Here is a 15420-nt window from a genome sequence, read left to right as displayed (position 1 = left end):
TAATATTTTCATATAATAACAGTTTAATGAAAGAAATTTATGAAAACTTTATTTTGTAAGGTTGAATTGAATTTTTATATAGAAAAACTCTATTTAGACTATAAAATTAAGTTCCTAATATATTAATATTTTTTCCTGTCTATATTTAATATGTTTTGGTGAAAGTTTTCATATCATATTTAATAAGAGAAAAGTTTGTATAACTTACGTTATCGATGTAAATGATTGGAGTGGAGGTGCTATTTATCAAAACTTTAGCTGCTTTTTTAATCGTTACGATTTCTATTTTGTTTTATTTTAATCTACAAATAGAAGAACCTATTACATTTAATAAAGAGTTCCACGGGAAACAAATTTCGACATTTTATATGGGTTATAAGGAAGAGAAAATAGAGATAGGGATGATTGGAGACGTATTATTACATTTACCACTCTATAACTATACCAGTTATCTCCCTTCTTTTTCTCCTGTACAAGAAGAATTGCAATCCATCGATTTGTTAATAGCAAACCAGGAGTCCATTCCTGCAGGTGAAGTTTTTAAGGTATCTGGATATCCTAACTTTTCGAGTCCTCCACATATTATTAGGAATTTAAAAGAAATAGGAGTAGACGTCCTTTCGATAGCGAATAATCATACACTCGATCAAGGAGAAAAGGGTCTTTTAGAAGCAATTCAGCAGATGGAGAAGGTAGAGATGCCGTATATTGGTGCGTATAAATCTGTGGAAGATCTACAGTTAGATCGAATATTCCAAGTAGAGAATGTATCGCTTGGACTCCTAGGTTATACATATGGAACAAATAGTCATGAAACACCGGTAGGTAAGGATTATTTAGTAAATCGGATAAACGAGGATCGAATTGTAAAGGAAATCAAGGAGTTAAAAACAAAAGTAGATTTTGTTGTGGTCAGCATCCACTGGGGTACGGAGTATAACCTGGAGGCAAATGATAACCAGAAACAACTTGCTCGTTCAATGGCAGAGGCTGGAGCAGATATTGTATTTGGTCATCATCCTCATGTTATCCAACCATATGAACTAATTTTGTCCGAAAATGGCCATCCGACACATGTTTTTTATTCGTTAGGTAATTTTTTATCGGGCCAAAAAGACGAGTATACTAATATTGGCGGAATTGCTAAAATAGAGGTTTTGAAGAAAAACGTTAATGGTAAACAAGTAGTGACTCTAGAGAATCCTAGTTTTTTGTCTACAGCAGTTGTGAAAGGTGAGCCGTATACGGTTAACTTTTTAACAAATGTGGAAAGTGAAATGGGTAAAACGGATGCGTGGGTTCAACAGCATGTGTTTGGAGTAAAGTAAGTTAGGGGGTATCCTATGCAGGAACAAGATCATGATAGGTTGTTACGTATTAAGACAACAGGTGTAAGAGAGTGGCATCATCAATCATCTCACTATAATCGATATGAAGCGACCCCATATTCTGCTTTGGAAATACTTTTTGACGAATACGAATGGAAGTCATCTGATCGTTTTGTAGATTTTGGTTGTGGGAAGGGTAGATTTCCTTTTTATGTTTTTCATCACTTGCATGCATCAGCGATAGGAGTAGAAATGAATGCTCAGCTCTATCAAGAGGCTATGGAGAACTTAACTAGGTATATGGAGCGTGCCAAAAGTTCAAGGGCTACGATTCAGTTTGAACATATATTTGCAGAGGGATACGACATAGAAAAAGAGGACAATCGATTTTATTTTTTTAATCCGTTTTCATTACAAATTTTTCAAAAGGTAATCGATAATATCCTTCGATCCGTTGAAGATCATCCTCGTTCAGTGGATGTTATTCTCTATTATCCGACCTCCGAATACAGTCACTTTCTTGAAATCCAAACAGTGTTTGAATTATGGAAGGAAATTCGCCTTCCGGAATTATATGAAGAAAATAATAATGAACGGTTTTTAGTTTTTCGATTAAAATAAGAAAAGCACTCCCGCCAATAACAGGGGAATGCTTTTGTTTTCCTACAAATTTTTTAGAAGCTCTTTATATTTCTCGAACCACTCTTTCCATTCAACTTCACGTTTAATCGAATTCCCTTCTAACAATGCTTCTATAACATCTAAACAAACATGCCAGCCTGCTAAGTCTCTTGGAGTATGGTCTGTAATTTTAGAAATAGTTTCTAGAAATACTAACTGGCAACCATCTGAAGAAGGGGACAATTCAAATCTAGCAATATCCGCGTCCCATTCAAATGCTAAAGTTTTTAACGGTTCGTAATCTAGAATTTCCATATCAATAAATGTTCCATCCTGCATGTCGAACTTAATAAGTCCACCTTTTCGTAAATCTACAATCTCTAGCTCATCAAACCATTGTTTAAGCTTTGTATTATCTGTTAACATGGCCCATACTACTTCTACAGAGTGCTGGAATTGTCTTTCGTATCGTGCGATATAGTTACCGTTTTCTTTTTGAATTGTAGCAATCATAAACTATTCCTCCTTAAGTTATAGGCAATGCATAGAGGCTTCTGCCTCATCCCAATAGACTGGATATCCTTTTCCTTTAGCGCAAAAAATAGAGGTAGACGTATACTCAGGGTCTGCTTCTTTATCATAACCAATTGTCTCAATTATTTCCTCTGCATTATGACAGTGATCGTACCCACCAAAGACTAAGCTTAGTGATCCTTTGCCATGCGTGAACGATGCAAAAATAGTGCTGTAATTCATAAATGTTGCCACGGGCACTTTTCCTTTTACGAGAACGTTATCTCCGACATTTTCTGGAGCTTCGAATGTTCCGGCAGCTTGCTGAATATCGGATAAGACTCGACCTATTAAGTCCATATGTACTTTAATCGTAAAATCATAAAAGGGCTCCAACAGAATATTTTCTGCTTTTTCTAATCCTTGACGAAGTGCGCGATAGGTTGCTTCTCGAAAGTCGCCACCGTGTGTATGTTCATTATGTCCGCGACCTGTGAGTAAAGTGATTTTCACATCAGTTAAATAGGAACCTGTTAGTAAACCGTGATGGTCTCTTTCGAAAAGGTGATTTCGAACTAGGTTTTGGTTACCAATGGACAAATCATTCGCATGACATACATTTGAGAATGTAATTCCACTATTTCTTGTTGCAGGTTCGATTAATAAATGCACTTCTGCGTAATGTCTTAAAGGTTCAAAATGTCCATATCCACGAACGGAGTTATCAATAGTTTCTCTATAAAGAATTTTAGGCTCTCCAAAGGTTACGTGAAAACCAAAACGCTCCAATACAATTTGCTCGATTACTTCTAGCTGGATAACCCCCATTACATGAACATGTATTTCTTGGAAATGTTCATCCCAAAATACACGTAAAGAGGGATCTTCTGCATCTAATAATTTAAAGCAACGCAATACTTCCTTTACATGGATAGATGCACCGAAGAGAACCTTAGATTTTAATGTAGGTATCATAGCGAACTCTATTTTCTGGGAGAGAGCACCGATTCCATCACCAATGGAGGCACTCGTTAATCCCGTCACAGCAACAAGTTCACCTGCTAAAGCCTGGTCTGCGGTTTTAAACTTATTGCCGCTATATAAGCGGATTTGCGTTATTTTTTCGGTTTGACCGTGGTAGGTTACACTATCACGGACTTTTAACTTTCCGTTGACTAATTTCAAAAAGGTAACCCGATTTCCACTTTCATCGTGCCGAATTTTATATACCTGTGCTGCAAATGCACCGTCTGTTTTATAGGAGGTTGTGGTTAATAAATCCAGTTTGTTTAGAAATTCTACTATTCCTAAATCCTTCAATGCGGATCCACTAGCACAAGCAAAAATTTTATTTTCTTTTATCATACGCTGAAGTGCTTGTGTCCATATGTCCTTATCAAATCCGCTGTCCATATATATTTCTAAAAGGGATTCATCTCGCTCGGCAATAAATTCTATTAGCTCTTCGTCGAAAGTATTCGTGATATCGCATGTATCTTCCGATAAGGTGGCACGTATTTCAGCAAGAACGCTTGCTGGATTAGTACCTTCATAATCCGTTTTATTGATAAAGAAAAAGGTTGGTACTTGGTGTTTTCGTAGTAATTGCCAAACAGTTTCTGTATGCCCTTCTATACCATCCACTGCACTGATAATAATGATGGCATAGTCCATCACTTGAATAGCCCGTTCCATTTCTGGTGAAAAGTCGACATGCCCAGGAGTATCGATAATATAATAAGTAGAATTATTGTAGGAAAAAATTCCTTGATCGGCAAAGATGGTGATTCCTCTATTTTTTTCTATCGTATGACTATCAAGAAACGAGTCTTGGTGGTCGACTCGTCCTCGTTGTCTAATTGTATTTGTATGATAAAGTAGCTGCTCCGAAAAAGTAGTTTTTCCAGCATCCACATGTGCAAGAATTCCAATGGTTTTGTGCATCTTCTCACCTCTGAACTTAATTATAGCAAATTACGGCGAAACGTCTTGTTTCAGTGCTATACTAGGAAGACTAAAACAACGTAGAAAGAGGGATAAAATATGCAATATTCGAAATCTAAAATGGAAGAGCTAGTGAAATATAGCCCGGAGTTAAACAAGCGTTTAAAAGAGGTTATGAAAGAACATGATTTAGAGAAAAGCTTTGCTTTAAAGGCTTTATATCATTCGGAAGTAAAAGACGGCGGTAAATATCAAAGAGATTATCAAGATTTATAAAAAGTAAAAGTGAACCGATGCAATATAAAATCGGTTCACTTTTATTTTAATATTCTAATAAATTACTGTAATCTATAATAAACTAAATAAATTATTATAGGAGGATGAATTGGTGAAAGAGCTTGTAAGCAGAGTTCAACAATTAATAGCAACTTCAAAAGGAACTTGGGGAATCGTTTTACAGGATTTAAACTCAGGGGAGAGGTGGGAGTACAATGAACAGGAGCTTTTTTATGCGGCAAGTGTTATTAAGGTACCTATTATGGCCTCGGTTTATAGTGCAGTGGAACGGGGAGACTTGGTCCTAACCGATTTAATCGTCCTCGATGAAAAAGATTATGTAGGAGGCTCGGGTGTACTTCAGCATTTTACTCCGGGCTCATCCCTTCCACTTCAAGACATCATTATGTTAATGATTATTCAAAGTGATAATACAGCTACAAATCTATTAATAGATCTTGTAGGGGTAGAGAATATTCAACAGACGATGAAAGAAGCTGGTATGGAGTATAGTACCTTTTATAACAAACTGATGTTGAGTAAGCCTAATCCTAAAGGTGCTAATCGTATAGCAGCAGTGGACATAGCTATGCTTCTACATAAGCTGTCTATAGGAGATTTAGTTAGTAGAACGGCTAGTGAACAAATGATAGTCGTGATGAAAAAACAACAGGTACGCGATTGTTTGCCAGAAAAATTACCGTCTCCATATACTGATTTTGATCATGGAATGACGCCATGGGAGTTAGCTAATAAGACTGGGTGGATACCGGGAACTCGTCATGATGTTGGAATTTTTTATGTAGGTGATCGGAAGTTAATGGCAACGGTTTTATCAAAGGATGAAGATGATTTAGTTTCAAAAAGAATTCTTTCTCAAATTGGGGAGGAAATATATAAATACTTACAGTAAGGAGAATGATTATGAATATAACATTAATAGGTTTAGGTGCGATAGGGAGTGTTTATGGAAATCTCTTGAGACAAGTAAATAATGTGAACTTACGAGTATTAGTAGATACGGAAAGAAAATCTCGTTACGAGGCGGAAGGTGTGTATGTAAATGGAGAAAGAGTTCCATTTGTTTTCATTACCCCTGAAGAAGTAACCGTCCCGGCAGATCTAATCATTGTTTCCGTAAAATATAATGACCTTTCACAGGCAATACAAGACATACACAATCAAGTCGGGGAAAATACAATGATCATGTCGTTATTGAACGGGATAACGAGTGAAGAAGAGATAGCTAATATTTATGGCGAAGAGAAAGTTATTTATGCGATTAGCAATGGAATTGATGCAACTAGAGAGAGCAACGGTGTTTACTGTTCGAACCCGGGTAAAATATCGTTTGGAAAGAAAAACAATGAAGTTATTTCTCAACAGCTTTTAGACATAAAAGAATGCTTTGATCGGGCGAATATTCGAAATGATATTCCATTAGATATGGAGCATGTACTATGGTATAAATTCATGATCAATGTTGGTATAAACCAAACATCCGCCGTTACCAAGGCTACATATGGTGTTTTCCAAAAGGTTTCTTCTGCCAGAGAAATCGCAACGGAGGCGATGATAGAGGTTGTACGATTAGCCGAGGCTCAAAGTATCCCACTAAAAGCAGAGGATATAGAAGTATTTTTTGATACTATTATTAGTAGTTTGAGTGAGGAAGGAAAGCCATCCATGCTCCAGGATATAGAAGCAGGAAGGCTTACTGAAGTGCCGATGTTCTCGCGAAAAGTGATAGACCTTGGACAAAAGTTAAATATAAAAACACCTGTGAATGAACTGTTGTTTCGTATAATTAAAACATTAGAAACAGTATAAAATGAGTAACTTCCCAAAAGCATATTTTGCACTAAATAGACCTCTAGTTTCTTATAATGGAGGTCTATTTTTTAAAGATGACATCCGCATTTTCTGTTATATATTCTTTAAATTGCGAACCAAGGCTCTTCCAGCTTCTCTTCCTGTAAATATACAGCCTCCTAGAAAGGTCCCCTCTAAAGAGCGATATCCATGAACTCCGCCTCCACCAAAGCCGGTTACTTCACCGGCTGCATACAGACCAGGTATGGGAAGCCCGTTCTCATTTAGTACACGACCGTCTAGATCAGTTTGCAGTCCTCCAAGTGTTTTCCTAGTCACAATATTTAATCGAACAGCAATTAAAGGACCGTTTTTAGGATTTAATAATTTATGAGGAGATGCTGCTCGTATTAATTTATCACCTATATAGTTTCTAGCTCCTCTAAGTGCAGTGACTTGAAGATCTTTTGTAAATTTATTATCCATTTCACGATCCCTAGCGACTAGTTGACTTTCAATATGCTCTAAGTTTAATAGATTGTCACCAGTAATTTTATTCATTCCATTTACAAGGTCTGCTAAATTGTCTGATACGACAAAGTCTTCCCCTTTTTCCATGAACACTTTTACTGGAGCAGTGGGTCCTGGTAAAATTCGCTTCAGTACTTGTCTAATACTTTTTTGTGTTAAATCAGGATTTTGCTCAGATCCTGATAGTGCGAACTCTTTTTCAATTATTTTCTCGGTAAGTATAAACCAAGAGTAGTCATATCCAGTTTTTTGGATAGCCTCAAGTGTTCCTAATGTATCAAAGCCTGGGAAATTAGGGGCAGAAAAGCGCTGTCCTGTAGCATCTAGCCAGATAGAGGATGGACCTGGGAGTATACGTATTCCATGAAGTGGCCAGATAGGATTCCAGTTTTTAATACCTTCTGTATAGTGCCACATACGATCCTTGTTTACTAAACGGCCTCCAGCTTTCTCTGTAATGGCAAGCATACGGCCATCAACGTGCTCTGGAACTCCAGAAATCATCCGCTTTGGTGGTTCACCAAGTCTTGAAGGCCAGTTTTCTCGTACTAAATCATGATTAGCACCTATTCCACCACTCGTAACCATCACGGCTTTAGCAACATATTGAAAGTTACCAATCACATCTCTTGGGCTTGGTTCACCACGTCCAGCAGAACTAAGGGTCAATAATGAACCACTCACACCAATAACTCGTCCATTGTCCATAAGGAGTTCATCTACTTGGTGACGTGGTTTATATTCAACATTCCCCTTTGACATGGCCGCTCGAACACGAGTCTCAAAAGGCTTCACAATACCTGGTCCGGTACCCCATACGATATGAAATCTAGGTACAGAGTTTCCATGACCATCGGCAAGATAGCCTCCTCGTTCTGCCCAGCCTACTACAGGGAAAAATCGAACCCCTTGTGCGTGAAGCCAATCTCGTTTTTCCTCGGCAGCAAAGCGAACATAAGCCTCCGCCCATTTTTTCGCCCAATAATCTTCATCATCTTCCCGATCGAAACCTGCTGTTCCTAGCCAGTCCTGCCAGGCAAGCTCATAGGAATCGTGAATTCCTAATCTTCGTTGTTCTGGGGAATCCACTAAAAATAATCCTCCAAATGACCACCAAGCTTGACCTCCAAATGATGCTTCAGGCTCTTGATCGAGCAGTAAAACTTTCTTTCCTGCGTCCGCTAGCTCTGCGGTAGCAACGAGTCCTGCTAGTCCTGCGCCTACTACAATTACGTCCCATTCCATCCATATCCCCCATTTTTCAAAAATTCCGAAACTTATTTGTATTATATTCTATTGAATAATGAATTACTATTCACTGTTTGCAAAAATGATTTGAATAGAGACACATGTTATAATAGGGGTACTATTGGAGGGAATACATTGATAAACAACAGCCGACAACCGGCATTTATTTATACATACGCATATAATCAGGACGAACGCTCTCTCTGTCATCTAGAGATGCGGTCTTTTTTTGGTATAGACTCCGAAACGAAAATATTAAAGAGTTCTATCAAAATTGATCCTAGTAGAAGCCCTTTTATGAAAGGGCGATTAGAGGTATTAGCAGAAGGAGACACAGTTGAGGAAATTATCGCTCAAGCCCCGAATTTTGGTTCCGAGGAAGAAACAAACAAAGTAATATTCTTAAAAATAAATGACCGACAAGGGACCGATAAAATCGAAAATGCAGAAAGACTTCAAATAGAAAGGGCTATTGGAAGTGACATGCAAGGGGATTTCGATTTACATCATCCGGATCAGTTATTTGCAGTAGTTCCTTTTGGAGGGCGTTGGTATTTCGGATTATATACTAAAAGCGAACCTATTTGGTTTAAGCATATAAAGAAACCACGGGAGTATTCTACAGCCCTTAGTACAAGAGTAGCCAGAGCAGTAGCTAATATTGCTGTTCCGCACCCAAAAGGTGTTCGAGCTATAGATCCTTGCTGCGGAATCGGCACTGTACTTGTAGAAGCATTATCCATGGGCATAGATATTGTGGGTAGGGATATAAACCCTCTAGTATGTCAGGGATCCAGAGAAAATATTGCCTACTTTGGCTTAACTGGAGATGTTCGAAAGAGTGCCATTGAAGATATCGATGAGATGTATGATGTAGCGATAATAGACTTACCTTATAATCTGTATACACATGCATCCTGGGATGAACAATTTACTATTCTGAAGCATGCTCGTAGAATAGCGAAAAAAGTAGTGATTGTTACGATAGAATCCATGGATGACCGACTAGAAACGGTAGGTCTCCATATTAAAGACCGGTGCATAACGAAAAAACAGCAATTTACACGCGAAATACTAGTTTGTGAGTAGGGTAACGGGAAAAGGAGATGGAAGGATGAAGGATTTATCCATAGTGGCATTATTAGATGTTGTTGGAGAACTATTTTCTGATGAAGTGTCTATCGCTGTCTCCGATACGGAAAAGTATATATATTATCGACCAAGTAAGCGAATTGACTTAAAAATTACTCCTGGAGATCTACTGAAAGAGGAGACTTTAGCTTATAAAGCACTGCAAAGTAGACAAAAGGTATCTGAATTTATCAATCGAGAGGTTTTTGGCGTCCCATATCATGGGATGGCGGTGCCTTTTATGCATCATGGTGAAATAGAAGGCTGTGTGCTAGCAATCTATCCAGCATTTACAGACGGCAAATCTGTCATAACGATAAAGACACAGGACGGTTGGATTCCAATTCCTTTTTCTGACGTGATTTATCTGGAGGCAAAAGATCGCAAAACCCATATTGTTACTAAGTCTTTTGCTGGAACTCACACTAGCTCTCTTCAAGATTTTGAGTATAGACTACCTCGGGAAATGTTCATACGATGTCATCGTTCTTTTATCGTCAATGTGCATCATATTAAAGAGATTTTCCCCGACACACATTCAACTTTTTTATTAGCCATGGTGAATGGAGAGAGAATATCTGTCAGTCAGTCCTATGCTAGTTATTTTCGTAAATTATTAGGATTCTAATACAAAACGCTTGAATAAGGGGAATTTACTCCGAAATTCAAGCGTTTTTTATTAAAAATAAAGATATAAATAGTAGTTAAATAATTATTTTCTGTTCTATCACGAAAAATTTCTGTTTCAGTCAAATATAAGGTGTCTTCGACAAGTTTCAACAAAATTGTGACAAAAGGGGGTAAAATAATTTAAATGCACTTTGAGGGGGATACTAATATGTTAAATAATTTAGATCGTATTAAGGATACTAGTTTACATAGTTTAGTAGTTGGAGCAGAAGAAGCTGCTTCATGGATTCAACACGGTATGACACTTGGATTAAGTGGGTTTACACGTTCGGGTGACGCGAAAGCGGTTCCATTAGCATTGGTTGAAAGAGCAGCAACTGAATCTTTTAAAGTAAATATATTTACAGGCGCTTCCGTAGGTTCTGATATAGATAAGTTACTATCTGAAGCAGGAATTGTGCACAAACGTTTACCATTCCAAGCGGATGCAACGATGCGCAAACATATTAATGCCGGAGATCATTTGTTTGTTGATCAGCATTTGTCCCATACATCAGAGTTAATCCGTTCCGGGGTATTACCAACTATTGATTTCGCAGTAGTGGAAGCGGTTTCAATTACTGCAGATGGAATGATTATTCCTACAACATCTGTCGGTAATTCCACAACCTTCGTCTCGCAAGCAAAAAATATAATTATAGAAATTAACGTAGAGCAATCTGAAATGTTAGAAGGACTTCATGATATATATGAACCAGCTGCTCAAGGAAGTAGACAACCGATTCCTTTAATGAGTGCAGAAGATCGAATTGGCCAAATTGGAATTCCTTTTGATGCATCCAAAGTAAAAGGAATCGTATTTACTAATTACACAGATTCACCATCACCAATTGTTCCACCAGATGAGGAAACAGAAGAAATGGCACAGCACTTGATCTCTTTTCTTCGTCAAGAAGTAAGCGCTGGTAGATTAACTAATAAGCTAGCACCAATTCAAGCGGGTATAGGGTCAGTTGCCAATGCAGTGCTAGGTGGCATGATTAACTCAGAATTTGAAGATTTACAAGTATACTCCGAAGTTCTTCAAGACTCTGTATTTGAACTAATAGATGCCGGCAAAGTAAATTTTGCTTCTGCATGCTCTATAACACTCTCACAAGAAATGATGGATAAAGTATATGGTAACTTGGAAAAGTACCGAGATAAATTAGTGCTAAGACCACAAGAAATTACAAATCATCCTGAAATTATTCGCCGTTTAGGTCTTATCTCTATTAATACAGCATTAGAATTTGATATTTATGGAAACGTTAACTCGACCCATGTATCAGGTACTAAAATGATGAACGGAATTGGCGGTTCAGGAGATTTTGCTCGCAATAGTAGAATAGCTATTTTTGTAACAAAATCTATTGCCAAAGGCGGGAACATCTCTAGTATCGTACCTTTCGTAGCTCACGTGGATCACACTGAGCACGATGTAGATGTAGTGGTAACCGAACAGGGCTATGCAGATTTGCGTGGTTTAGCACCTAGAGAGCGTGCAGAGCTAATCATTGAAAACTGTGTACATCCAATGTACAAAAAGCAATTACGTGATTACTATGAAGAAGCATTAACGAGAGGTGGACAAACTCCACATGTCCTAGAAAAAGCATTTTCATTCCATGCGAACCTAGCAAAAAATGGAACAATGTTCGATAAAGAAACGGCATTAGTATAATAAAAGAACCGATTCCATATATTTGGAGTCGGTTTTTTCGCAAGAAAGAAATCCTTCCAGCTGTTGCTCCTGCGCAAAGCTCGTCGCAGTAAACATGTGCTCCTGCGCAAAGCTCGTCACAAAAGAACGTTGTTGAGGTTACATAGGCGCTTGCGAGCACACGGGAGAGACTATATGCTCTGCCGTGCCCACGGAAAGCGTTCTACCTTCGCTACAATCATACAATCAACGGAATACCTAGGTTTTTATTCTTAAAGTACCGGGCGTTTTTTGCTCGGTTTTTCTTAGTGGATATCTTTCTTTTTAAAGCGACCTCCACGCACCTCTGCAATATTGCCTACTGCTAAAAAGGCGTGGTCGTCTATTTCTTCAACAATCGATTTTAGTTTTGCTTCTTCTAGTCGAGTGATCACCGTGAAAATGACCTTTTTATTATCTCCTGTATATGCGCCTTCACCGTGTAAATAAGTCACGCCACGTCCCAACCGGTCCATAATTGCGTCACCGATATCTTCTATATTTTCACTAATGATATAGACCGATTTTGACTCATCTAATCCTTGAATCACAATATCAATCGTTTTAAAGGCGATAAAATATGCTAAAAATGAATACATGGCTTGTTCCCAAGTGAATACAAAGCCAGCAACTGCGAAGATGACCAGATTAATAAGCATAATGATTTCTCCTACAGAAAACGGAGTAGCCTTGTTAAACAAAATGGCAAGTATTTCTGAACCGTCTAGCGATCCGCCATACCGAATAACTATGCCCACACCAGTACCTAGAACGATACCGCCAAATACAGTCGCAAGTAAGAGATCAGGAGTAATAGCATCTATATTGTGTAGATAAGAAGTACAAATGGACAGGATAGTAATGCCGAATAATGTGGATAATGCAAAGGTTTTTCCTATTTGCTTATAGCCGAGGAAAAAGAATGGGATGTTCAGGATAAATATAAAGATCCCTAAACGCACTCCTGTTAAGTGGGATATGATGATGGATACGCCTACAACACCGCCATCTAATATTTGATTAGGAACTAAAAATAGTTCTAATCCAATAGCCATTAATATAGCTCCTATGGCAATCATGAGTAAACGGACAAACACGACTTTCTTGGGGGTGCTTCGGTGGGGAGTTTTGACAGGTTTTAATTCACTCGCTAAGTCACTCAAGGTTAATCGCCTCTTTCTTCAAAGTAATCATACATTTAGTTTATAGAAAAATTCATCTTATAGGAAGAAGGAATTACATTCATTTTTCAAAAAGATTGTTTCGTTGACAGAGTGAAATGGTTGTAATTATAATAGTTACATCGGAGGTAGGATAATATGAAAATAAGTAGTCGATTTACTGTAGCCATACATGTACTATCACTAATTTCATTAAACCAAAATATTGTTTCTACATCCGAATGGATTGCAGAGAGCGTAAATACCAATCCAGTTGTTATCCGTAGAGTTATGGGGAAATTGAAAAAAGCTGGTCTAATAGATATCCGTCGTGGTCTTGGAGGAGCAACTCTTCAAAAAAATCTAGAGGATATTACCTTATTAGACGTATATAATGCCCTCGAGGTTGTGGAGGATGGAGAACTCTTTCAAATCCATGAAAACCCTAATCCTAATTGTCCGGTTGGAGCTAATATACAAGATGTACTAGAGTTAATATTAGTAAAAGCTCAGGATGCAATGGAAACGATATTAAAAGAAATAACTATGGAAGAACTGGTCAAAGTATTAACTAAAAAAATAGGATGAAGTTAAATCCTTTTTTTTGAAATAGTTGTAACTACTACAGTTACGACAATATGAATCTATTGGAGGAATGAAGATGAAAATCGGTATAATTGGAGCAACAGGAAAAGCAGGTAGTTTAATTTATAAAGAGGCTGCTGACAGAGGTCACGAAGTAACGGCTATCGTAAGAAACGCCACTAAGTTAGAAAATGCAAATGGAGCAGTACTAGAGAAGGATGTTTTCGATTTGACTGGATCAGATTTACAAGCATTTGATGTAGTGGTAAATGCTATAAGTGCACCTCCGGGTCAAGAACATCTTCATGTGGAAGCAGGAAAGTCCTTAATAGAAGCAGCTAAAAAAGCAGCTAACACGAAGCTAGTAGTTGTTGGTGGAGCGGGAAGCTTATTTGTAGATGAAGCAAAAACAATCAAAGTAATGGATACACCAGATTTTCCAAAAGAATATTTGCCAACAGCATCTAATCAAGGCAGAAATCTAGAAGATTTACAACAAAGTGAAGGATTCGAATGGACATTTGTAAGTCCTGCCGCATTCTTTAACCCAGAAGGTAAACGAACTGGTTCTTATCAAACAGGAAAAGATAATTTTATTGTGAATGCAAAAGGTGAAAGCTATGTGAGTTATGCAGACTATGCTATTGCGATTGTAGATGAATTGGAAAATCCCGTGCATGTAAACGAACGCTTCACGGTAGTAGCAGAGGCAGAATAAGATGGAAATAGGTGTTTATACTTTTGGAGACCTTGGTCCAAATCCACATACAGGAGAAACAATAAGTGCTTCTCAACGTTTAAAAGAGGTAATAGAACTGGCGAAGATAGCAGACGAGGCAGGTTTAGATATTTTCGGAGTCGGTGAACATCATCGATTAGATTATACTATTTCCTCACCGGCAGTAGTCCTTTCTGCAATTGCTCAGGCAACTAAACGTATTAAATTAACTAGTGCTACTTCTGTATTGAGCACATTAGATCCGGTTAGATTATTTGAAGACTTTGCTACATTGGACCAAATCTCAGATGGAAGAGCAGAGATTATTGCTGGTAGAGGAGCTTTCGTTGAATCCTTTCCTCTTTTTGGATATGAGTTGAATGACTATGATGCTTTGTTTGAAGAAAAAGTTAATTTACTTCAACAACTAAATCGGGAAGAGATTGTCACATGGCAAGGTCAATTTCGATCGGCTCTTTCCAGTGCAATGATAGCACCTAGACCAGTTCAAGAGGAGATACCTATTTGGATAGGTGTGGGAGGTACTCCAGAGAGTGCAGTTAGAGCAGGAAGACTGGGAACTGGTATGGCTCTTGCAATTTTGGGGGGAGATCCGATAAGATTTAAACCCCTAGTGGATCTGTATCGTCAAGCTGGAGCAGATGCAGGGCATTCTCCTGAGAAGTTGTCTGTTGGAGTTACTGGTCATACTTACATTGCAAACGATAGTCAGCGGGCAAAGGATGAATTTTATCCATATTACTCGAATTACTGGTCTTATGTAAATAGACAAAGAGGAATGGGTACTAGAATGTCTCGCTCTGATTTTGAACATATGGCAAGTCCTGAAACTTCCCTGTTTGTAGGAAGTCCGCAACAAGTCATTGAAAAAATACTAAAACAATACGAACTATATGGTCACCAACGATTCGTTGCTCAATTAGATATCGGGGGTCAACCGTTTAGCACTGTTGTTAAAGGGTTGGAACTTTTCGCGACAGAAGTGGCGCCCGTTATAAGAAGAGAGACAAGTAAATAACTTATATGAAAAAGGCTTGAGTACATAAAATATGTATTCAGGTCATTTTTTATTATTCTTCATTATCCAAGCGTTGTTATTGAAATATTGTGTATAGTCTGTCAATATAGAGTTAAGACTATTTTTTATTTTAATAGTTTTGA

The 15420-nt window shown here is 37.9% G+C and carries 15 protein-coding genes; 11 read left to right on the top strand and 4 right to left on the bottom strand.

Annotated features, from left to right (window positions below; genetic code table 11):
* The first annotated feature begins 236 nt into the window (after positions 1-236).
* Together ACIQX2_RS16975 and ACIQX2_RS16970 are read left to right on the top strand one after the other, a co-directional pair.
* Positions 237-1328: a CapA family protein gene (locus ACIQX2_RS16975; RefSeq protein ID WP_402853052.1), complete on the top strand. Its 1092-nt coding sequence runs from the start codon at positions 237-239 to the stop codon at positions 1326-1328.
* Positions 1329-1343: 15 nt separating this feature from the next.
* Positions 1344-1949, top strand: a complete 606-nt coding sequence (locus ACIQX2_RS16970; RefSeq protein WP_402853049.1) for a class I SAM-dependent methyltransferase — start codon at positions 1344-1346, stop codon at positions 1947-1949.
* Positions 1950-1991: 42 nt separating this feature from the next.
* Here the strand turns inward: ACIQX2_RS16970 and ACIQX2_RS16965 are convergent, their stop codons facing one another.
* Entirely contained in the window at positions 1992-2462 is a 471-nt protein-coding gene (locus tag ACIQX2_RS16965) for an SRPBCC family protein (protein WP_402853046.1), read from the bottom strand.
* An 18-nt stretch (positions 2463-2480) separates the two neighbouring features.
* Entirely contained in the window at positions 2481-4406 is a 1926-nt protein-coding gene (locus ACIQX2_RS16960) for a GTP-binding protein (RefSeq protein WP_402853043.1), read from the bottom strand.
* Between the two features lie 99 nt (positions 4407-4505).
* Between ACIQX2_RS16960 and ACIQX2_RS16955 the strand changes: the two genes are divergently transcribed.
* From ACIQX2_RS16955 to ACIQX2_RS16945, 3 genes are all read left to right on the top strand, one after another.
* Complete coding sequence (locus ACIQX2_RS16955) at positions 4506-4682, top strand: hypothetical protein (protein ID WP_093062394.1); 177 nt, start codon at positions 4506-4508, stop codon at positions 4680-4682.
* 112 nt (positions 4683-4794) lie between these two features.
* Positions 4795-5595: a serine hydrolase gene (locus tag ACIQX2_RS16950; RefSeq protein ID WP_402853040.1), complete on the top strand. Its 801-nt coding sequence runs from the start codon at positions 4795-4797 to the stop codon at positions 5593-5595.
* Positions 5596-5606: 11 nt separating this feature from the next.
* The gene (locus tag ACIQX2_RS16945) at positions 5607-6512 is read left to right on the top strand and encodes a ketopantoate reductase family protein (protein ID WP_402853037.1); all 906 of its coding nucleotides are present in this window, start codon (positions 5607-5609) and stop codon (positions 6510-6512) included.
* Between the two features lie 96 nt (positions 6513-6608).
* Here ACIQX2_RS16945 and ACIQX2_RS16940 read toward each other — a convergent pair whose 3' ends face one another.
* Positions 6609-8294, bottom strand: a complete 1686-nt coding sequence (locus ACIQX2_RS16940; protein WP_402853300.1) for an FAD-binding dehydrogenase — start codon at positions 8292-8294, stop codon at positions 6609-6611.
* Between the two features lie 117 nt (positions 8295-8411).
* Between ACIQX2_RS16940 and ACIQX2_RS16935 the strand changes: the two genes are divergently transcribed.
* From ACIQX2_RS16935 to scpC, 3 genes are all read left to right on the top strand, one after another.
* The gene (locus ACIQX2_RS16935; protein ID WP_402853299.1) at positions 8412-9362 is read left to right on the top strand and encodes a TRM11 family SAM-dependent methyltransferase; all 951 of its coding nucleotides are present in this window, start codon (positions 8412-8414) and stop codon (positions 9360-9362) included.
* 25 nt (positions 9363-9387) lie between these two features.
* Positions 9388-10032 carry a LytTR family DNA-binding domain-containing protein gene (locus ACIQX2_RS16930; protein WP_402853034.1) on the top strand — a complete coding sequence of 215 codons (645 nt, stop codon included), beginning with the start codon at positions 9388-9390 and terminating at the stop codon, positions 10030-10032.
* Between the two features lie 210 nt (positions 10033-10242).
* Positions 10243-11757 (top strand): succinyl-CoA:acetate CoA-transferase ScpC, encoded by a 1515-nt coding sequence (gene scpC, locus ACIQX2_RS16925; protein WP_402853031.1) that lies wholly within the window; start codon positions 10243-10245, stop codon positions 11755-11757.
* Positions 11758-12041: 284 nt separating this feature from the next.
* Here scpC and ACIQX2_RS16920 read toward each other — a convergent pair whose 3' ends face one another.
* On the bottom strand, positions 12042-12854 hold the full coding sequence (locus ACIQX2_RS16920; RefSeq protein WP_483880203.1) for a YitT family protein: 813 nt from the start codon (positions 12852-12854) through the stop codon (positions 12042-12044).
* A 240-nt stretch (positions 12855-13094) separates the two neighbouring features.
* On the opposite strand from ACIQX2_RS16920, the gene ACIQX2_RS16915 reads away from it, so the two are divergent.
* The 3 genes from ACIQX2_RS16915 to ACIQX2_RS16905 all read left to right on the top strand — a co-directional run bounded on the left by ACIQX2_RS16915 (position 13095) and on the right by ACIQX2_RS16905 (position 15277).
* Complete coding sequence (locus ACIQX2_RS16915) at positions 13095-13523, top strand: Rrf2 family transcriptional regulator (protein ID WP_402853028.1); 429 nt, start codon at positions 13095-13097, stop codon at positions 13521-13523.
* A gap of 73 nt (positions 13524-13596) precedes the next feature.
* Positions 13597-14238, top strand: a complete 642-nt coding sequence (locus ACIQX2_RS16910) for an NAD(P)-dependent oxidoreductase (protein WP_402853025.1) — start codon at positions 13597-13599, stop codon at positions 14236-14238.
* A 1-nt stretch (position 14239) separates the two neighbouring features.
* The gene (locus ACIQX2_RS16905; RefSeq protein WP_402853022.1) at positions 14240-15277 is read left to right on the top strand and encodes an LLM class flavin-dependent oxidoreductase; all 1038 of its coding nucleotides are present in this window, start codon (positions 14240-14242) and stop codon (positions 15275-15277) included.
* The last annotated feature ends 143 nt before the right edge of the window (positions 15278-15420 follow it).

The sequence above is a fragment of the Psychrobacillus sp. NPDC096623 genome, assembly GCF_044762655.1.
Taxonomy (GTDB): Bacteria; Bacillota; Bacilli; order Bacillales_A; family Planococcaceae; genus Psychrobacillus.
The sequence above is the reverse complement of the archived record's forward strand: the minus strand, read 5'-3'. Positions and strand labels throughout refer to the sequence as shown.

Excerpts from the sequence above, each read along its gene's own strand:
- ACIQX2_RS16970 (WP_402853049.1), top strand. The coding sequence starts at position 1,344 with ATGCAGGAACAAGATCATGATAGGTTGTTACGTATTAAGACAACAGGT.
- ACIQX2_RS16965 (WP_402853046.1), bottom strand. The coding sequence starts at position 2,462 with ATGATTGCTACAATTCAAAAAGAAAACGGTAACTATATCGCACGATAC.
- ACIQX2_RS16960 (WP_402853043.1), bottom strand. The coding sequence starts at position 4,406 with ATGCACAAAACCATTGGAATTCTTGCACATGTGGATGCTGGAAAAACT.
- ACIQX2_RS16955 (WP_093062394.1), top strand. The coding sequence starts at position 4,506 with ATGCAATATTCGAAATCTAAAATGGAAGAGCTAGTGAAATATAGCCCG.
- ACIQX2_RS16945 (WP_402853037.1), top strand. The coding sequence starts at position 5,607 with ATGAATATAACATTAATAGGTTTAGGTGCGATAGGGAGTGTTTATGGA.
- ACIQX2_RS16930 (WP_402853034.1), top strand. The coding sequence starts at position 9,388 with ATGAAGGATTTATCCATAGTGGCATTATTAGATGTTGTTGGAGAACTA.
- scpC (WP_402853031.1), top strand. The coding sequence starts at position 10,243 with ATGTTAAATAATTTAGATCGTATTAAGGATACTAGTTTACATAGTTTA.
- ACIQX2_RS16920 (WP_483880203.1), bottom strand. The coding sequence starts at position 12,854 with ATGATTGCCATAGGAGCTATATTAATGGCTATTGGATTAGAACTATTT.
- ACIQX2_RS16915 (WP_402853028.1), top strand. The coding sequence starts at position 13,095 with ATGAAAATAAGTAGTCGATTTACTGTAGCCATACATGTACTATCACTA.
- ACIQX2_RS16910 (WP_402853025.1), top strand. The coding sequence starts at position 13,597 with ATGAAAATCGGTATAATTGGAGCAACAGGAAAAGCAGGTAGTTTAATT.
- ACIQX2_RS16905 (WP_402853022.1), top strand. The coding sequence starts at position 14,240 with ATGGAAATAGGTGTTTATACTTTTGGAGACCTTGGTCCAAATCCACAT.